This window comes from Buttiauxella warmboldiae, from assembly GCF_003818135.1.
Taxonomy (GTDB): Bacteria; Pseudomonadota; Gammaproteobacteria; order Enterobacterales; family Enterobacteriaceae; genus Buttiauxella; species Buttiauxella warmboldiae.
The window spans coordinates 87,398-104,034 of record NZ_RPOH01000009.1; the positions used below are offsets into that span (position 1 = coordinate 87,398).

Annotated in this window: 18 protein-coding genes; 6 read left to right on the forward strand and 12 right to left on the reverse strand. The window is 52.8% G+C overall.

The window, feature by feature from the left end:
- Positions 1 to 53: 53 nt before the first annotated feature.
- Positions 54 to 653, forward strand: coding sequence for a 5'-deoxynucleotidase (yfbR, locus tag EHN07_RS02845; protein WP_124022694.1), 600 nt, complete (start codon positions 54 to 56; stop codon positions 651 to 653).
- A 78-nt stretch (positions 654 to 731) separates the two neighbouring features.
- Here yfbR and EHN07_RS02850 read toward each other — a convergent pair whose 3' ends face one another.
- From EHN07_RS02850 to yfbV, 4 genes are all read right to left on the reverse strand, one after another.
- Positions 732 to 2,564 (reverse strand): SLC13 family permease, encoded by a 1,833-nt coding sequence (locus EHN07_RS02850; protein WP_124022695.1) that lies wholly within the window; start codon positions 2,562 to 2,564, stop codon positions 732 to 734.
- A 79-nt stretch (positions 2,565 to 2,643) separates the two neighbouring features.
- Positions 2,644 to 3,303, reverse strand: a complete 660-nt coding sequence (locus EHN07_RS02855) for a sugar phosphatase (RefSeq protein WP_425267165.1) — start codon at positions 3,301 to 3,303, stop codon at positions 2,644 to 2,646.
- A 13-nt stretch (positions 3,304 to 3,316) separates the two neighbouring features.
- Positions 3,317 to 3,811 (reverse strand): YfbU family protein, encoded by a 495-nt coding sequence (locus EHN07_RS02860; RefSeq protein ID WP_124022697.1) that lies wholly within the window; start codon positions 3,809 to 3,811, stop codon positions 3,317 to 3,319.
- 76 nt (positions 3,812 to 3,887) lie between these two features.
- The gene (gene yfbV / locus EHN07_RS02865) at positions 3,888 to 4,343 is read right to left on the reverse strand and encodes a terminus macrodomain insulation protein YfbV (protein ID WP_124022698.1); all 456 of its coding nucleotides are present in this window, start codon (positions 4,341 to 4,343) and stop codon (positions 3,888 to 3,890) included.
- Between the two features lie 335 nt (positions 4,344 to 4,678).
- Here yfbV and ackA point away from each other — a divergent pair, with 335 nt between their 5' ends.
- Together ackA and pta are read left to right on the forward strand one after the other, a co-directional pair.
- Complete coding sequence (gene ackA / locus EHN07_RS02875) at positions 4,679 to 5,881, forward strand: acetate kinase (protein ID WP_124022699.1); 1,203 nt, start codon at positions 4,679 to 4,681, stop codon at positions 5,879 to 5,881.
- Between the two features lie 85 nt (positions 5,882 to 5,966).
- Positions 5,967 to 8,108, forward strand: coding sequence for a phosphate acetyltransferase (gene pta / locus EHN07_RS02880; protein WP_124022700.1), 2,142 nt, complete (start codon positions 5,967 to 5,969; stop codon positions 8,106 to 8,108).
- A 91-nt stretch (positions 8,109 to 8,199) separates the two neighbouring features.
- Here the strand turns inward: pta and yfcD are convergent, their stop codons facing one another.
- Genes yfcD through yfcF form a run of 3 tightly spaced genes read right to left on the reverse strand, consistent with a single transcriptional unit; the run spans position 8,200 to position 10,055 of the window.
- The gene (gene yfcD / locus EHN07_RS02885) at positions 8,200 to 8,745 is read right to left on the reverse strand and encodes an NUDIX hydrolase YfcD (RefSeq protein ID WP_124022701.1); all 546 of its coding nucleotides are present in this window, start codon (positions 8,743 to 8,745) and stop codon (positions 8,200 to 8,202) included.
- A gap of 57 nt (positions 8,746 to 8,802) precedes the next feature.
- The gene (yfcE, locus tag EHN07_RS02890; RefSeq protein WP_124022702.1) at positions 8,803 to 9,354 is read right to left on the reverse strand and encodes a phosphodiesterase; all 552 of its coding nucleotides are present in this window, start codon (positions 9,352 to 9,354) and stop codon (positions 8,803 to 8,805) included.
- A gap of 56 nt (positions 9,355 to 9,410) precedes the next feature.
- Positions 9,411 to 10,055, reverse strand: a complete 645-nt coding sequence (gene yfcF / locus EHN07_RS02895; RefSeq protein ID WP_124022703.1) for a glutathione transferase — start codon at positions 10,053 to 10,055, stop codon at positions 9,411 to 9,413.
- A gap of 151 nt (positions 10,056 to 10,206) precedes the next feature.
- On the opposite strand from yfcF, the gene yfcG reads away from it, so the two are divergent.
- The 3 genes from yfcG to EHN07_RS02910 all read left to right on the forward strand — a co-directional run bounded on the left by yfcG (position 10,207) and on the right by EHN07_RS02910 (position 12,199).
- Positions 10,207 to 10,836, forward strand: a complete 630-nt coding sequence (gene yfcG, locus EHN07_RS02900) for a GSH-dependent disulfide bond oxidoreductase (protein ID WP_124022704.1) — start codon at positions 10,207 to 10,209, stop codon at positions 10,834 to 10,836.
- Between the two features lie 80 nt (positions 10,837 to 10,916).
- Positions 10,917 to 11,285, forward strand: a complete 369-nt coding sequence (gene folX, locus EHN07_RS02905) for a dihydroneopterin triphosphate 2'-epimerase (RefSeq protein ID WP_124022705.1) — start codon at positions 10,917 to 10,919, stop codon at positions 11,283 to 11,285.
- A 20-nt stretch (positions 11,286 to 11,305) separates the two neighbouring features.
- Positions 11,306 to 12,199, forward strand: a complete 894-nt coding sequence (locus EHN07_RS02910; protein ID WP_124022706.1) for a TIGR01777 family oxidoreductase — start codon at positions 11,306 to 11,308, stop codon at positions 12,197 to 12,199.
- 91 nt (positions 12,200 to 12,290) lie between these two features.
- Here EHN07_RS02910 and hisP read toward each other — a convergent pair whose 3' ends face one another.
- The 5 genes from hisP to argT form a co-directional block, all read right to left on the reverse strand.
- Positions 12,291 to 13,064 (reverse strand): histidine ABC transporter ATP-binding protein HisP, encoded by a 774-nt coding sequence (gene hisP, locus EHN07_RS02915; RefSeq protein WP_124022707.1) that lies wholly within the window; start codon positions 13,062 to 13,064, stop codon positions 12,291 to 12,293.
- 9 nt (positions 13,065 to 13,073) lie between these two features.
- Positions 13,074 to 13,790, reverse strand: coding sequence for an ABC transporter permease (locus EHN07_RS02920; protein WP_124022708.1), 717 nt, complete (start codon positions 13,788 to 13,790; stop codon positions 13,074 to 13,076).
- Entirely contained in the window at positions 13,787 to 14,473 is a 687-nt protein-coding gene (locus EHN07_RS02925) for a histidine ABC transporter permease HisQ (RefSeq protein WP_124022709.1), read from the reverse strand. The genes EHN07_RS02920 and EHN07_RS02925 overlap by 4 nt, the downstream gene beginning before the upstream one ends.
- Positions 14,474 to 14,546: 73 nt before the next feature.
- The gene (gene hisJ, locus EHN07_RS02930; RefSeq protein ID WP_124022710.1) at positions 14,547 to 15,329 is read right to left on the reverse strand and encodes a histidine ABC transporter substrate-binding protein HisJ; all 783 of its coding nucleotides are present in this window, start codon (positions 15,327 to 15,329) and stop codon (positions 14,547 to 14,549) included.
- A gap of 296 nt (positions 15,330 to 15,625) precedes the next feature.
- Positions 15,626 to 16,408: a lysine/arginine/ornithine ABC transporter substrate-binding protein ArgT gene (gene argT, locus EHN07_RS02935; RefSeq protein ID WP_124022711.1), complete on the reverse strand. Its 783-nt coding sequence runs from the start codon at positions 16,406 to 16,408 to the stop codon at positions 15,626 to 15,628.
- Positions 16,409 to 16,637 lie beyond the last annotated feature (229 nt).

Here is a 16,637-nt window from a genome sequence, read left to right on the forward strand (position 1 = left end):
TCCCCTGCCCCCCTGCACAATGGTTTTCTTTGTAGTAGAGACCGAGTGTACCTATGAGCCAGAGCCATTTCTTCGCCCACCTTTCACGCCTGAAATTAATCAATCGCTGGCCGCTGATGCGCAATGTGCGTACCGAGAATGTTTCAGAGCATAGTCTGCAAGTTGCGATGGTCGCTCATGCGCTGGCGGTGATTAAAAACCGCAAATTTAACGGGCAGATTAACGCCGAGCGCGTTGCTCTGCTGGCCATGTATCACGATGCCAGTGAAGTGCTGACCGGGGATCTGCCGACGCCGGTGAAGTATTTCAACTCGCAAATCGCTCATGAATACAAAGCCATCGAAAAAATCGCCCAGCAGAAACTGATTGATATGGTGCCCGAAGAGCTGCGGGATATCTGGGCGCCGCTGATCGATGAACATCAGAGTAGCGATGAAGAAAGAGCCATTGTGAAGCAGGCTGATGCACTATGCGCCTATCTGAAATGCCTTGAAGAGCTGTCGGCCGGGAATAATGAGTTTCTGCTGGCGAAAAGCCGCCTTGAGAAGACCCTGGCGGACAGGCACAGCGAAGAGATGGACTATTTTATGAATGTCTTTGTGCCAAGCTTCCAGCTGTCGCTTGATGAGATAAGCCAGGATTCACCGCTGTAGTTTGGTGAGACCGCCCCCTCCCGCAGGAGTGGGGATCTATCTTTGCTCCCTCAGGCAGAGGGCTGTCTATACCATAAACTAAAACGGAAATAGCATCGGCACCATCACTACGCTCACCACCATCACAATGATGGTGAACGGCACGCCCATCTTCACAAAGTCGCTGAACTTATAGTTCCCCGGCCCCAGAACTAGCGTGTTTACAGGGGACGAGACCGGGGTCATAAATGCAGCAGAGGCGGCAAGTGCGACGATCATGGCGAACGGGTAAGGTGAAACCCCCATCGTCTTCGCGGCGGCCAGCGCAATAGGCGCCATTAAGACGGCGGTCGCCGTATTGGAAATAAACAGCCCAATTGCCGCGCACATCACAAACAGGCAAATCAACATCAGATGCGGGCCATAGCCCCCGCCCAGCTGCATTAATCCATTGACGATCAGATCAACGCCGCCCGTTTTTTGCAGCGCAAGGGCAAACGGCATCATGCCGACAATTAAAATAATGCTTGGCCAGTGCACCGCTTTATAGGCGCTTTCCATGTCAATACAGCGGAATTTACCCATCAGCAGGCAGGCAATCATCGCGGCAATGGGATTGGGAATTTCGTCGGTCAGCATCAATGCGACCATTAACGCAAGACAGAAGACCGCATGTGGTGCCTGACTATGGGCAGGCGACGCCTCCCCTTCCTCCACGGGCAAATTAAGCACCAGGAAATCACGGCCTTTCAATTGCAGCTGGCTAATCAGTTTCCAGTCGCCCACCACCAGCAAGATATCGCCAAGCTGCAGGGCTTCATCCACCAGCACCCCTTCCATCGCTTCCCCATTGCGGCGCAGCCCTACCACGTTCAGGCCGTAACGCGTGCGGAAGGCTATTTCGCGCAGCGTTTGCCCAATGAGTTCTGACTCGGGGATCAGCGAAACCTCAGCCATGCCAACGTCCAGCGCCTGGTCCGAAAAATACTCGCCGCGCAGCACCATAGGTTCAAGCATCTGCTCGCGACAAAATTCACGCAGATCGACCTCTGATGCAGACATATCAATCAACAAAACATCGCGCGCGCGAAATTCGGTGACTCCAGTGACATTAACAATCACCCGACGGAATTTGCGCCAGCGCTCAAGACCAATAACGTTCGCACCATAGCGCTCGCGCAGCTTTAAATCATCCAGACGGCGGCCTACCATTGGAGAGCCCGGGCGGATTGTCAGGCGGCGCGCCCGGCCGGTCAGACGGTATTCTTTGATCAAATCGCGGAACGTGCGGCGGCGCCAGTCTTGTTTACCGTCTTCTTTATGCTGGCCGTTTAGCGCAAAGCGGGCGAACAGCATATAAATAATGCCCAACAGCAAAATCACCAGGCCAATCGGCGTCACGCTGAAGAAGTGGAAACCCTGAAGACCTTCACGCAATAGTTCACTATTGACCACCAGATTTGGCGGCGTGGCGACCAACGTCATCATGCCGCTAATCAGGCCAGCAAAACTCAGCGGCATCATCAGGCGCGACGGTGAGGTTTTCATTCGCATGGAAACGCTTAAAACCACCGGAATAAATATCGCGACAACGCCCGTGGAGCTCATAAACGCGCCAAGACCTGCCACGGTTAGCATCAGCAAAACCAGCATTTTAGTTTCACTGCTGCCTGCGACATCTACCAGCCAGGCGCCCATTTTTGTGGCAACGCCGGTGCGCACGAGGCCGTCGCCAATAATAAACAGCGCGGCAATCAAAATAACGTTGGGATCGCTAAAGCCAGAAAAGGCTTCGCTAAGAGTGAGGGTGCCGCTGAGGACAAATGCAATGATGACAAGCAGTGCTACCGCGTCCATACGTACTTTTCCAGTGGCAAACAGTACCACCGCTACCGCTAACAGCGATAAAACCCAAACGAGTTCCGAGTTCAAAACAAGTCCTTGTGAGTTGTCTCTGGGGGAAAAATCATGCCATAAAAAAGCCCCGCTATCGCGGGGCTAAATCATGTGTTTAGTGTTTTCTGAATACTTCAACGCTGCCGTCTGGCAACTTCTGCACCAGCAATTCGGTTAATGAATGCAGCGCATAATCGACATGTTCAAGGCGAGGTGTCTCGGCCGGAGCGTTTACCGCAATCACATGGCAACCCGCAGCAAGGCCTGAAAGCACGCCTGCTGGCGCATCTTCCACCACCACGCACTCTTCAGGCTCAAGCCCGAGTAGTTGAGCGCCGAGCAGGTAAGCATCCGGCTCAGGTTTGCCCCGAGCCACACGTTCAGCAGTCACCAGCACTTCCGGAGCCGGTAATCCTCCCGCTGCACGGCGAGCAGAGGCAACCGGCAGTGAACCCGAAGTGACGATAGCCCACGGAATGCCCGCTTCGCTCAAATGGGCCAGCAGTTCAGCGGCGCCAGGCAAAGCCACGATACCGTCGGTATCTTCTGACTCGATTTTTTCGAGGCGCAAGAATTCCTGCTGAATAGCTTCCTCAGGGGCACCCGCCATAAAATGACGCAGCGAAGTCATCGCCTGTTTGCCATGAATGAAGCCTAAAACTTCCTGCGGTGAAATATCGAAGCGTTTAGCCCAGTTAATCCAGGCACGCTCAACGGCAGGCAGGGAGTCGACCAGAGTCCCGTCCAAATCAAACAAAAAACCTTTGCACTTCAAGACGACTCTCCCCTCAGGCATTAATGATTTGCGCAATCTCGTTGGCGCTTAGATGATACTGACGCGGGCAGGAATGCCATACTTTCAACATCCGCTGGTATTTTTCCCACATTGGAGTTTGCGCATTAAAGCCATGAGTACCCGCATCAAAATGGGTGTAACGGCCTTCAATATTCACCATAAAGCGAACATAGCCCAGCAAGCGAGCTTCTGTGGCCGCATCAAAGCCGAGGAAAGTTACGCGGCGTTCGTCAATTTGCTGGTTATCTTTCAGGTTAGTCCAGCAGACATGCAGCGCGTGGTACATCTCCATAATATCGATAACGGTGCGGCAGGTTTCTTCCGTCAGCTCACCAAACTCACGATCCAGTTCGCGCATTTGCAGGCCGTAGCCACGCTCGATGATGGTTTGCAGGCGGCGATAGCGCTCGGCATTATCCGGATCGAGCATGGTCATCATTTTGTACTGATTCGATAAAATCAGACGCTGGGCGTGAGTCATTTCCATTTCTTAGCTCCTGTTGCGCGGGGTGAGTGAGCCCGCGAAAAAATATCCTTTCTATATAGGCGTAACGGCAGGGATTTTACAAATCATCAAGAAAAGTTTTATCCAGCTGCTTAAAAGCACGCTTCAGAACGTCGGCCAGCGCCTGGTAATCTGGCTTGCCTTCGACAGGCGTTAACGCCTGCCCGGCATCCTGTAATTTACCGCGCACTTCGTAAAACCAACTCAAAATCGTCGGCGGCAGCGGCGTCACGGAACGTTTGCCCAGCCACCATAATCCCTGCATTGGCAGACTACAGGCGAATAAAGCGGTAGCGACGGCGGGGCCTAATTGGCCACCAAGAGCAATTTGCCAGCTCAGCGTGAACACCGCGAGAGGCGGCATAAAGCGAATGGCAAAGCGCGTGGCGCGGATAACTCGATTTTCAATAAAGACCGGGGCGAGGCGTTTATCGACAGGCCAGGTCTTCGAATAGTGTTGTCCACGGCTGAACAGGCTAAACCAGCTTACGTGGCTATTTTGGGGTGTCGACATGGCTCTACCTCAACTTCACAGATAAAAAATAAAATTTTCGTGCAAAACAGCAACTCTAAATTACATGGTTCAAAATCTTTTGTCTTTAGCTGCCGCAATCGGGTATCCTGTGCCGGCCTTGATGGCCGTAGAAGGGAAACCGCAGGTTGTCAATTTTTACTTAGTTAGCCGTTGCCAGAAAATCACGCAACATGGCGTAAACTCAAGAGTATTTGTTTGTCGTGCCAAAAAAACGCTTCTGGCATGACGTTAATCATAAATGTCAGGCTCATCATGCGCTACGCTGAGAGACTAACTGACGTTTTTTTAGCCACATATTAATAGTAGGTACTTCCATGTCGAGTAAGTTAGTACTGGTTCTGAACTGCGGTAGCTCTTCACTGAAATTTGCAATCATTGATGCACTCAACGGTGACGAATACCTTTCTGGTTTAGCCGAATGTTTCCATCTTCCAGAAGCGCGTATCAAGTGGAAAATGGATGGCGGTAAACAAGAAGCGGCTTTGGGTGCAGGCGCCGCTCACAGCGAAGCTCTTAACTTTATGGTTAATACCATTCTGGCACAAAAACCTGAATTGTCCGAGCAGCTGACCGCTATCGGCCACCGTGTTGTTCACGGCGGCGAGAAATACACCAGCTCTGTAATTATCGACGAGACCGTGATTCAGGGTATCAAAGATACCGCTTCTTTTGCACCATTACATAACCCGGCGCACCTGATCGGTATCGCGGAAGCACTGAAATCCTTCCCTAAACTGGCTGATAAAAACGTTGCTGTGTTTGACACCGCGTTCCACCAGACCATGCCAGAAGAATCTTATCTCTATGCTCTGCCGTACAAACTGTACAAAGAGCACGGCGTTCGTCGCTACGGCGCACACGGCACCAGCCACTACTATGTGACTCAGGAAGCCGCGAAAATGCTGAACAAGCCGGTGGAAGAAGTGAATATTATCACTTGCCACCTGGGGAACGGCGGTTCCGTTTCTGCTATTCGTAACGGCCAGTGCGTTGACACCTCTATGGGTCTGACTCCGCTGGAAGGCCTGGTGATGGGCACCCGTTCTGGTGACATCGACCCGGCTATCATCTTCCACCTGCATGACTCTCTGGGCATGAGCGTTGATGACATCAACAAAATGCTGACCAAAGAGTCTGGCCTGCTGGGTCTGACTGAAGTCACCAGCGACTGCCGTTATGTTGAAGATAACTACCAGACCAAAGCCGATGCCAGGCGTGCAATGGACGTCTTCTGCCACCGCCTGGCAAAATACATCGGCTCATACACTGCGCTGATGGACGGTCGCCTGGACGGCGTGGTATTCACCGGCGGTATCGGTGAGAACGCCGCAATGGTACGTGAACTGTCTCTGGGCAAACTGGGCGTTCTGGGCTTTGAAGTTGACCATGAACGTAACCTGGCTGCGCGTTTTGGTAAATCAGGCTACATTAACAAAGAGGGTACCGTTCCTGCGATGGTCATTCCGACCAACGAAGAACTGGTTATCGCTCAGGATGCATCTCGCCTGACCGCTTGATTCTCCTTACCGCCAGCGCAAGCTGGCGGTGTTGTTTTCTGAGTCCTCGTAAGCGAATCCTTACGAATACGAAAGAGGTTATACCGTGTCCCGTACTATTATGTTGATCCCTACCGGAACCAGCGTCGGCCTGACCAGCGTCAGCCTTGGTGTTATCCGTGCTATGGAACAAAAAGGCGTTCGCCTAAGCGTTTTCAAACCTATCGCTCAACCACGTACCGGTGGCGATACTCCTGACCAAACCACCAGCATCGTGCGCGCCAACTCCAGCATTCCAGCTGCCGAGCCGCTGCATATGCATCACGTTGAGACGCTGCTGTCGAGCAACCAACAAGACGTGCTGATGGAAGAGATCATCGCTAACTACCACGCCAGCAGCAAAGATGCTGAAGTGGTGCTGGTTGAAGGTCTGGTCCCTACCCGCAAGCATCAGTTCGCCCAGTCTCTGAACTATGAGATTGCCAAAACGCTGAATGCTGAAATCGTCTTCGTGATGTCTCTGGGTAACAACTCCCCGCAGCAGATGAAAGAGCGTATCGAGCTGGCTCGTAGCAGCTTTGGCGGCAGCAAAAACACCAACATCACCGGCGTTATCATTAACAAACTCAACGCCCCGGTTGATGAACAAGGCCGTACCCGCCCTGACCTGTCTGAGATTTTCGATGACTCGACTAAAGCGAGCATCGCCAATATCGATCCTAAAGAGCTGTTTGCTGACAGCCCGCTGCCCGTTCTGGGCTGTGTGCCGTGGAGCTTCGATCTGATAGCGACACGCGCCATCGATATGGCACGTCACCTGAACGCCACCATCATCAACGAAGGCGACATCAAAACGCGTCGCGTGAAGTCTGTGACCTTCTGTGCGCGCAGCATTCCGCACATGCTGGAGCACTTCCGCCCAGGTTCCCTGCTGGTAACCTCCGCAGACCGTCCAGACGTGCTGGTTGCAGCGTGCCTGGCCGCCATGAACGGCGTGGAGATCGGTGCGATCCTGCTGACCGGTGGTTACGAAATGGACCCACGCGTGAGCAAACTGTGCGAGCGAGCATTCGCCACCGGCCTGCCGCTGTTCATGGTTGACACCAACACCTGGCAGACCTCCCTGAGCCTGCAAAGCTTCAACCTGGAAGTGCCAACGGACGACCATCAGCGCATCGAAAAAGTGCAGGAATATGTGGCAAGCCACATTGATGCGGGCTGGATCGAATCACTGACGGCAACTTCTGAGCGCAGCCGCCGCCTGTCTCCACCAGCGTTCCGTTATCAGCTCACCGAGCTGGCACGTAAAGCCGGTAAGCGTGTGGTTCTGCCGGAAGGTAACGAGCCGCGTACGGTGAAAGCCGCCGCGATTTGTGCTGAACGTGGTATCGCAACTTGCGTACTATTGGGTAACCCGGATGAAATCACCCGTGTTGCCGCAGCACAGGGCGTTGAGCTGAGCGCTGGCATCGAAATCGTCGATCCAGAAGTGGTTCGCGAAAGCTACGTGGCGCGTCTGGTTGAGCTGCGTAAGAGCAAAGGCATGACCGAAGCCGTTGCTCGTGAGCAACTGGAAGACAACGTAGTGCTGGGCACGCTGATGCTTGAGCAGGACGAAGTTGACGGCCTGGTTTCCGGTGCGGTTCACACCACGGCGAACACCATTCGTCCTCCGTTGCAGCTGATCAAAACCGCTCCGGGTAGCTCTCTGGTTTCTTCTGTGTTCTTTATGCTGCTGCCTGAACAGGTTTACGTTTACGGCGACTGCGCGATCAACCCGGACCCAACTGCTGAGCAGCTGGCAGAGATCGCCATTCAGTCTGCGGATTCCGCTGCTGCATTCGGCATCGAGCCACGCGTTGCGATGCTCTCCTACTCCACCGGTACTTCTGGTGCAGGTAGCGATGTAGAGAAAGTTCGCGAAGCGACTCGCCTGGCTCAGGAAAAACGCCCTGACCTGATGATCGACGGTCCATTGCAGTATGACGCCGCGGTTATGGCTGATGTGGCTAAGTCCAAAGCGCCAAACTCACCGGTTGCGGGCCGTGCTACCGTGTTCATCTTCCCGGATCTGAACACCGGTAACACCACCTATAAAGCGGTACAGCGCTCAGCGGACCTGATCTCTATCGGGCCAATGCTGCAAGGCATGCGTAAACCGGTTAACGACCTGTCTCGTGGCGCGCTGGTAGACGATATCGTTTACACCATCGCACTGACCGCGATCCAGTCTTCTCAACAAGACTAACGTTTTCTGAGAAGCAAAAAGGCCGCATTGATGTGCGGCCTTTTTTATTGCTGCTGCCCCGAAAATTACCCGGGGCTGGAGTCTGAATGAATTAATCCGCTACAGCCGTATGCTGAGACTCATTTTTAGCATTGCGCGTCATCCACAGCGCCAGCGCTTTGAGCGAATCAGGCGTGAAGTCGTCACAGCGGGCCGTAATCTCTTCAGGGGACATCCAGCAGACTTCGCTGACCTCTGCTTCCTGCAGGGCAAAGGGGCCGTGAGAAACACAGCTAAACAGGCTTCCCCACACCCGGCAGTGGGTATCTTCAAAATAGAACTGCCCGTGTTCGGCAAATGGCACACCGGCAATCCCCAGCTCTTCTTCAGCCTCGCGGCGTGCAGAGTCAAGCAGTTGCTCGTCGGCCTGCACCACGCCGCCTGCGGTGGCATCCAGCATGCCCGGCATAAAATCTTTGGTTTCAGTCCGGCGCTGCACCAAAATCTTACCCATACCGTCGTGAACCACGATATAGGTCGCGCGATGGCGTAAACGCTGCGCACGCATTTGCTCACGGCTCGCTTGCGCGATCACTTCATTGTCTTCATTGACAATATCTACCCATTCCGTGCCAATAAAATGACTCTGTTCCGCCATTAGGGAAACCTTATTCAGGGCGCTCTTTGGCGCGTTATCGGTTTAATTCACGGTAAGTTACGGGGTAATCTCCACCTGCGCAATAACCCCAGCGTTATTCAGTGCGTGAATGCTCAGAACACCGTCGTTTAGCATACCGTAACTCGCGGCAAACCCACCTTTCGGAATGCTCACCGAGCCGGGATTAAACAGATAAACCGATTCTTGCTTCTTCGCCACCGGCAGATGCGTGTGACCAAAAACCAGCACGTCGTTATCTGCCAGCGGCGGCAGTTTATCCGGGTGATACAGATGGCCGTGGGTAATAAATAAACGTTGCTCTGCCAGCAATATCTGCTGCCAGGGTGCGGTAATGGGGAATTCGAGCAGCATCTGATCAACTTCACTATCGCAGTTCCCCCGCACCGCAATAATGCTTTCAGCCATGCTGTTAAACCGCTCGGCCACGGCGGCTGGATTATACCCCACGGGAAGCGCATTACGCGGCCCGTGATTTAGTAAATCTCCCAGCAATATCAGCCAATTAGCACCACTGCGCTCAAAGTGCGCCAGCACCTGCTCGGTAGCGGGTAGCGAACCGTGGATATCCGAGGCAAACATCAGCTTCATAAAACCCTATTCCTGTTAATGATAAGCGAAATTATCATAGCGAATTATGGGGCTAATCAGCCAGAATGCTTTGCACAAAGTGCCAGGAAACGCTGCACCGACGCGCGCTGCCACTGAAATGCGGCGTACTCTTGCAGGCGTTCAGGCACGTCATCACCATTGAGTATCAGGCGGTTAAGCATCAGCGCGAGGTCGGTGTCAGCAAGCGACCATTCAGCAAAAAGATTTTGCTGACCGGCAGGTAATAAATTTTCTACCGTCGTGATAAGTTTTTGCGCCGCCGCCGCTCCTTTCTCCGTCAATGGCGGCTTCTTCACCCCCACGAACACCACATCCGTTGCCCGCTCTTCACGAATCGGCACTAAATCGCTGCGCAGCCACGCCTGAATTTGCCGGGCACGGGCGCGTTTTTCGAGGTTATGGGGATAAATACGCTCCCAGGTCGGAGGCGCAAAGCGCTCTTCAAGATACTCGGCAATGGCGGAGGATTCCGTCAGCAAAAAGTCATCGACCGCAAGCACCGGAACGCGCCGCGTCAGCTGATACCCTTTCCAGCCGGGCTGCAGATGCTGCCCACTATTAAGATCAACAGTTTGCAGAGTAAAACTCAGGCCTTTCTCTTTGAGAGCGACATAAACAGACATCACATACGGGCTAAAAAAATTGGCGTCGGACCACAGCGTTATTGTCGGCTGGCTCATAGCATCCCCATAAATTAGCTTTCCAGGATATTGAACATAGAGGGGAAAATACCCCCTGTCACTTAAACAAAACTTATCCTCAAGGCAATTTTTTGAAAAAGTCTATACTCGATAGGTTGATGAAAAATGCTGACATCAGGATGGGCATCCCATGATTGACCTTTACTATGCACCCACACCCAACGGGCATAAGATCGCGTTGTTTCTGGAAGAGGCGGGTCTGGAATATACGCTTCATCGTATTGATATTGGCAAAGGAGAGCAGTTTCAGCCTGCCTTTTTAGCGATTTCCCCCAACAATAAAATTCCGGCCATTATTGACCACCAGCCAACGGATGGCGGGGGCCCGCTGAGTTTATTTGAGTCTGGCGCAATCCTGCTTTATCTGGCGGAAAAGACTAACGAGCTATTAAGCAAAGAGCCGCGTGAACGCGCCCAAACGCTGCAATGGCTGTTCTGGCAGGTGGGTGGCTTCGGCCCGATGCTTGGGCAAAATCATCATTTCAACCACTTTGCCCCACAGCCGGTTCCTTACGCTATCGAACGTTATCAGGTAGAAACCCAGCGTCTGTACGGCGTGCTGAATAAACAGCTAGAGAAAACCCCGTGGCTGGGCGGCAATAAATACAGTATTGCCGATATTGCAACTTATCCGTGGACGGTTTCTCACGAGCGCCAGCGCATTAATCTGGCAAATTTCCCCGCCGTGCAAAACTGGTTTGAGCGCATTCATTCACGCCCGGCAACCGAACGAGCATATGGCCAGGCGCAAAAAATTTAACTCCTGAGCGCCCGGCATGGGCGCTACGTTATTCCTCGTGTATTCTGGGACGGGAAATTAATACATGGAGGAAACCTGCAATGCCATCCCCACAGCCAGACGCGATTATTCGCATCAAGAACTTACGCCTGCGCACCTTTATTGGCATCAAGGAAGAAGAGATTGCCAACCGCCAGGATATCGTGATTAACGTTGCCATTCATTATCCGGCAGATAAAGCCCGCGCCAGTGAAGACATCAACGATGCGTTGAACTACCGCACCATCACCAAACAAATCATTCAGTTGGTTGAGAATAGCCGCTTCTCTTTACTGGAAAAATTAACTCAGGATGTGCTCAATATCGCATGTGACCACCCGTGGGTATCTTATGCTGAGGTAGAGATTGATAAACTTCACGCGCTACGTTACGCCGACTCGGTATCCATGACGCTGAGCTGGCGCAGGTAAGCAAACGGCAGGAGACAAGCATGCAGATACTGATTACCGGTGGAACCGGCCTGATTGGCAGCCATCTGATTCCACGCTTGCAGGAGTTAGGACACGACGTCACCGTCGTCACCCGCAACCCCGATAAGGCCCGCAGGCTGCTGGGCTCAACAGTGACGCTCTGGAAAGGGCTTCACGATCATCCTAATCTCGATGGTTTTGCTGCGGTCATCAACCTGGCAGGGGAACCCATCGCCGATAAACGCTGGACGCAAGTGCAGAAACAGCGTCTGTGCCAAAGCCGCTGGCAGATAACCGAACGCCTGGTTGAGATGTTTAAAGCAAGCCAGACGCCCCCTGCCGTGTTGATTTCCGGTTCTGCTGCTGGTTACTACGGCAACCTCGGCGAAGTCGTCGTCAATGAAGATGAGCCGCCGCACAATGAATTTACCCACAAGCTGTGCGCCCGCTGGGAACAAATCGCCTGTGGCGCGCAGAGTGAGCAGACTCGCGTTTGTCTGCTGCGTACCGGCGTGGTACTGGCCCCCAAAGGCGGCATCCTGGCGAAGCTGCTGCCGATATTCCGCTTAGGCCTGGGCGGGCCGATGGGCGACGGGCGGCAGTATCTGGCGTGGATCCATATCGACGATATGGTGAATGGCATTTTGTGGCTGCTCGATAACGACCTGCGCGGGCCGTTTAATATGGTTTCACCCTACCCGGTTCGTAACGAACAGTTCTCCCACGCGTTGTGCCATGTACTGAAGCGTCCGGCATTTATACGCGTACCCGCCGCGGCGGTCAGGTTAATGATGGGGGAATCCTCGGTGCTGGTATTAGGCGGGCAACGAGCGCTGCCCAAACGGCTTGAGGAGTCTGGGTTTGGCTTTCGCTGGTACGATCTGGAGGAAGCGCTGGGGGATGTGGTGCGCTAGAACGCGCCCTTATCCCGGCCTTCTTCCCCTGCAGAAGGAGAAAACCGTTCTATCCCCTTTCCTTCAGGGAAAGGGGATAGGTGAGGGAAAACTACTTCAGCGATCCCGACAAAAACTGCTGCAAACGCGCACTTTTCGGGTTGCCAAACAGCTCTTCCGGCGTGCCTTCTTCTTCGATTAACCCCTGGTGCAGGAAAATCACATGGTTGGATACGTGGCGCGCAAAATCCATCTCATGGGTTACCACCACCATGGTTTTTCCCTCTTCGGCCAGCTTCTGCATAATACGCAGCACTTCGCCTACCAGCTCAGGATCAAGCGCCGAGGTCGGCTCGTCGAACAGCAACACTTCAGGCTCCATGGCAAGCGCGCGCGCAATAGAAACGCGCTGCTGCTGGCCGCCGGAAAGATGCACCGGGTATTTCACCTGCTGGCGCTCATCAATACCGACTTTCGCCAGGTATTTAACCGCCCGCTCTTTCGCTTCCTGCTTGCTCAGGCCCAGCACCTGAATCGGCGCTTCCATCACGTTTTCCAGTACCGTCATGTGGCTCCACAGGTTGAAATGCTGGAACACCATGGTCAGGCGCGTGCGCAGCAAACGGAGCTGGTTTTTATCGGCCACTTTCAACTGCCCGTCCCCGTCGCGTACCAGATTAATGTTCTGGTTATTGACGATAATCGTGCCTTCACTCGGCTTTTCGAGGAAGTTGATGCAGCGCAAAAAGGTACTTTTCCCGGAGCCCGAAGAACCAATAATGCTTATCACATCGCCGGCGTTGGCTTGTAATGAGACGCCCTTCAACACTTCATGTTGGCCGTAGCGCTTGTGCAGGTCGGTAACGCTTAATTTTTTATCAGTCATCTTGAACACTCAATGCGAAGAGCTGGGTTTAACATGCTGCAGCCAGCGCTGCTCAGCCTTGCGGAACAATCTAATCAGCACATAAGAAATACACAGGTATAACACCGCCGCAATGCCAAAGGCGGTAAACGGCTGGTAGGTCGCGGAGTTGATATCGCGGGCGATTTTTAGCAGATCCGGTACCGTGGCGGTGAACGCCAGCGCCGTGGAGTGCAGCATCAGAATCACTTCGTTGCTGTAAGCAGGCAGCGCGATGCGTAACGCCGAAGGCAAAATAATGCAGCGATACATTTTGAATGGCGAGAAACCGTAAGCCCGCCCGGCCTCAATTTCGCCATGTGGGACTGAGCGAATCGCCCCGGCGAAGATTTCAGTGGTATACGCGCAGGTGTTTAACGTCAGCGCCAGCACCGTGCAGTTCAGGCCGCTGCGGAAAAATTCATTTAGCAGCACGGTTCCTTTCACCACTTCAAGCGTGTACATGCCCGAGTAAAACACCAGCAGCTGCACATACAGCGGCGTGCCACGGAAAATATAGGTAAACAGCCAGATGGGGAACGCAATAAACCTGTTGCTGGACACGCGGCCAATCGCCAAAAACAGCGCCAGGATGCCGCCCATCACTACCGATGAAATCAGCAGCCACAGCGTGATGGCAACGCCGGTAAAGCGATAGCCGTCGGTCCACAGCAGCGCTTTCCAGTATTCCTGAATAATGTCGATCATAGCTCGGCCCTCTTCACGCCAACGGAGTAACGGCGTTCAAGCCAGAGCAATACCCCATTCGATACCGTGGTGAAGAACAGGTAGATTAAGCCTGCGACAATCGCAAAGTAGAATGGCTGCCAGGTACTTTTCCCGGCCAGCTGCGTGGCCTTAACCACATCCTCCAGGCCTAACAACGAAACCAGCGCGGTGGCCTTTAAAATAACCTGCCAGTTATTCCCAATACCGGGTAACGCATAGCGCATCATGGCCGGGAAGAGAATACGGCGGAAAGTTTGCGAACCGGTAAAACCGAAGGCGGTAGCCGCTTCGATATGCCCACGAGGCACGGCCATAAAAGCCCCGCGGAAGGTTTCGGTAAAATAGGCGCCGTAGATAAAACCGAGCGTAATGATACCCGCAACCATCGGGTCGATATCAAATTGTGCGACACCAAGCGAGTCCGTTAATACGTTAAGCGCCATTTGCAGGCCATAGAAAATCAGCAGCATCAGCACCAGATCGGGAACGCCGCGAATCAGGGTAGTGTAGCCTTCAAACAGCATGGCCAACGGGCGATTTTTAGATAATTTGGCCCCGGCTCCCGCCAGGCCAATAATAACGGCGAGGATAACGGAGCTCAGCGCCAGTTCCAGCGTGACGATCGCTCCTCTAAAAATGACTTCTGAAAAACCGTACAGCATGGTGCGTATCCTGTCGTCAGCGTCTGCACAAACTTAACCTGCCCAGGCGGGCAGGTTTAACCACTGGTGACTGTTAACCACCGTAAACGTCAAAATCGAAGTATTTCTTCGCTAACTTCTCGTAGGTTCCGTCGTTACGCATTTCGGCAAACGCTTTATTCAGCGCTGCGCGTAATTCAGTGTCGTCTTTACGCAGGCCCATACCGGTACCGACGCCAAACAGCTTTTCGTCTTTAATCGACGGGCCGCCGAACTGGTAATTTTTACCCACCGGCTGTTTCAGGAAGCCTTCGCTGGCCGCAACTTCATCCTGGAATGCAGCGTCGATACGGCCCGCCGTCAGGTCTGCGTAGATAGAATCCTGGCCCTGGTAAGAGACAATTTCGATGCCTTTAGGCGCCCAGTGCTCATTACCAAAGGTTTCCTGAGTCGTGCCTTGCAGAACGCCGACGCGCTTACCTTTAAGGGACTCAATAGTGGGTTGAACAGGAGAGCCTTTTGCCACCACTAAACGCGAGTCTGCGGCGTAAAGTTTATCGGTGAAGGCAATCTCTTGCTGGCGTTTTTCCGTAATTGAAAGGGACGACATAATCGCGTCGATCTTTTTCGCTTTTAACGAGGGGATCAGCGCATCAAGTGGGTTTTCTACGAAGGTACAGTTAGTCTGGATGCGTTTGCAGAGTTCTTTTGCCAGATCGATATCAAATCCGACTAATTCGCCCTGCGCATTTTTCGACTCGAACGGTGCATAAGTCGGGTCAGTACCAATGCGTAAGTTCTCAGGAATAGCGGCAAACGCTGTGGAAACACTGGAAAATGCCAGCACCAAAGAAAGCGCGATGATCGGCTTGTTCATAATTATCCTCGAAGTCACTGTTTTTATACGCGATTGATTTTCAACCGGATAAAATTGCATGTTTCATGCCAATTTATGCATATTAATATAGTGTTTTTCGCCCGCTATAGCGCGACATTAATGACGCATCCTTAAACAGGAAAAACACCATGCACCAATAGGATGCATGCAGCACACCATTTTGGTGCAATCCTGCATTTGCGCACCAGGCAGGTGCAATCAGCGAAAACTGGATTGCAATTCTATTCAGCCCGGCGGCCCTGAAGCGCAGCCGGGCTACAGACTACGGGATAACCTTATTGACCGTAAACATTAAAGTCGAAGTACTTCTTCGCAAATTTGTCGTAAGTGCCGTCTTTACGCATCTCTGCCAGCGCTTTGTCGAAAGCCGCTTTCAGCTCGGTATCGTCCTTACGCAAGCCAATACCGGTGCCGTCACCAAAGTACTGTTTGTTTTTCACAGACGGGCCTGCAAACTCATAGCCTGCTCCCGCAGGCTGTTTCAGGAAGCCTTCACTTGCGGCGGTTTCATCCTGGAATGCTGCATCCAGACGCCCCGCCGCCAGATCAGAATAGATCAGATCCTGGTTGGCATAAGCCACAACATCAACACCTTTGGTACGCCATTCAGCATTGGCATACGCTTCCTGAGTAGATCCCTGCAATACCCCGATGTGCTTGCCTTTCAGGGAATCCAGCGTCGGTTTAATCGGCGAACCTTTGACCGCGATCAGGCGGGGATCGGCCGCATAGAGTTTGTCTGAGAAAGCGATCTCTTGCTGGCGCTTTTCCGTGATCGACAGTGAAGAGATAATGCCATCAATTTTCTTTGCTTTCAGCGAAGGGATCAGCGCGTCAAAGTCACTTGCTACCCACGTGCATTGGGTATTAATGCGTTTACAAAGCTCATTGCCGAGATCGATATCGAAACCAACAAAATCCCCTTTTGCATCTTTAGAAGAAAACGGCGCGTAGGTGGTGTCCGTACCCAGACGAAGACTCTGTGGAAGTGCTGCGAAGACGCTTGCGGTGGTGCTCAGGCCAAGCAGCAAAGACAGAGCGAGAACTTGCTTTTTCATGCGTAACTCCCAGGTTTACGGATCTTATTATGTGTGATGTCGTGTTGTGTTTGTTTTGTGTTGCAGACCAGAGTTGCAGTTCTTATGCCACTTTTTCCTGCGTGAAAGAAAGTGTGCATTTTTGTGTTAAATAAAAGTTACAACTCCGTCACAAGAATGAAAGATAGCAGGTCTGGTATGAGGAAAAAGCATTAACGGTGGAAAATAACGGATAAATGTTCTGGAAGTG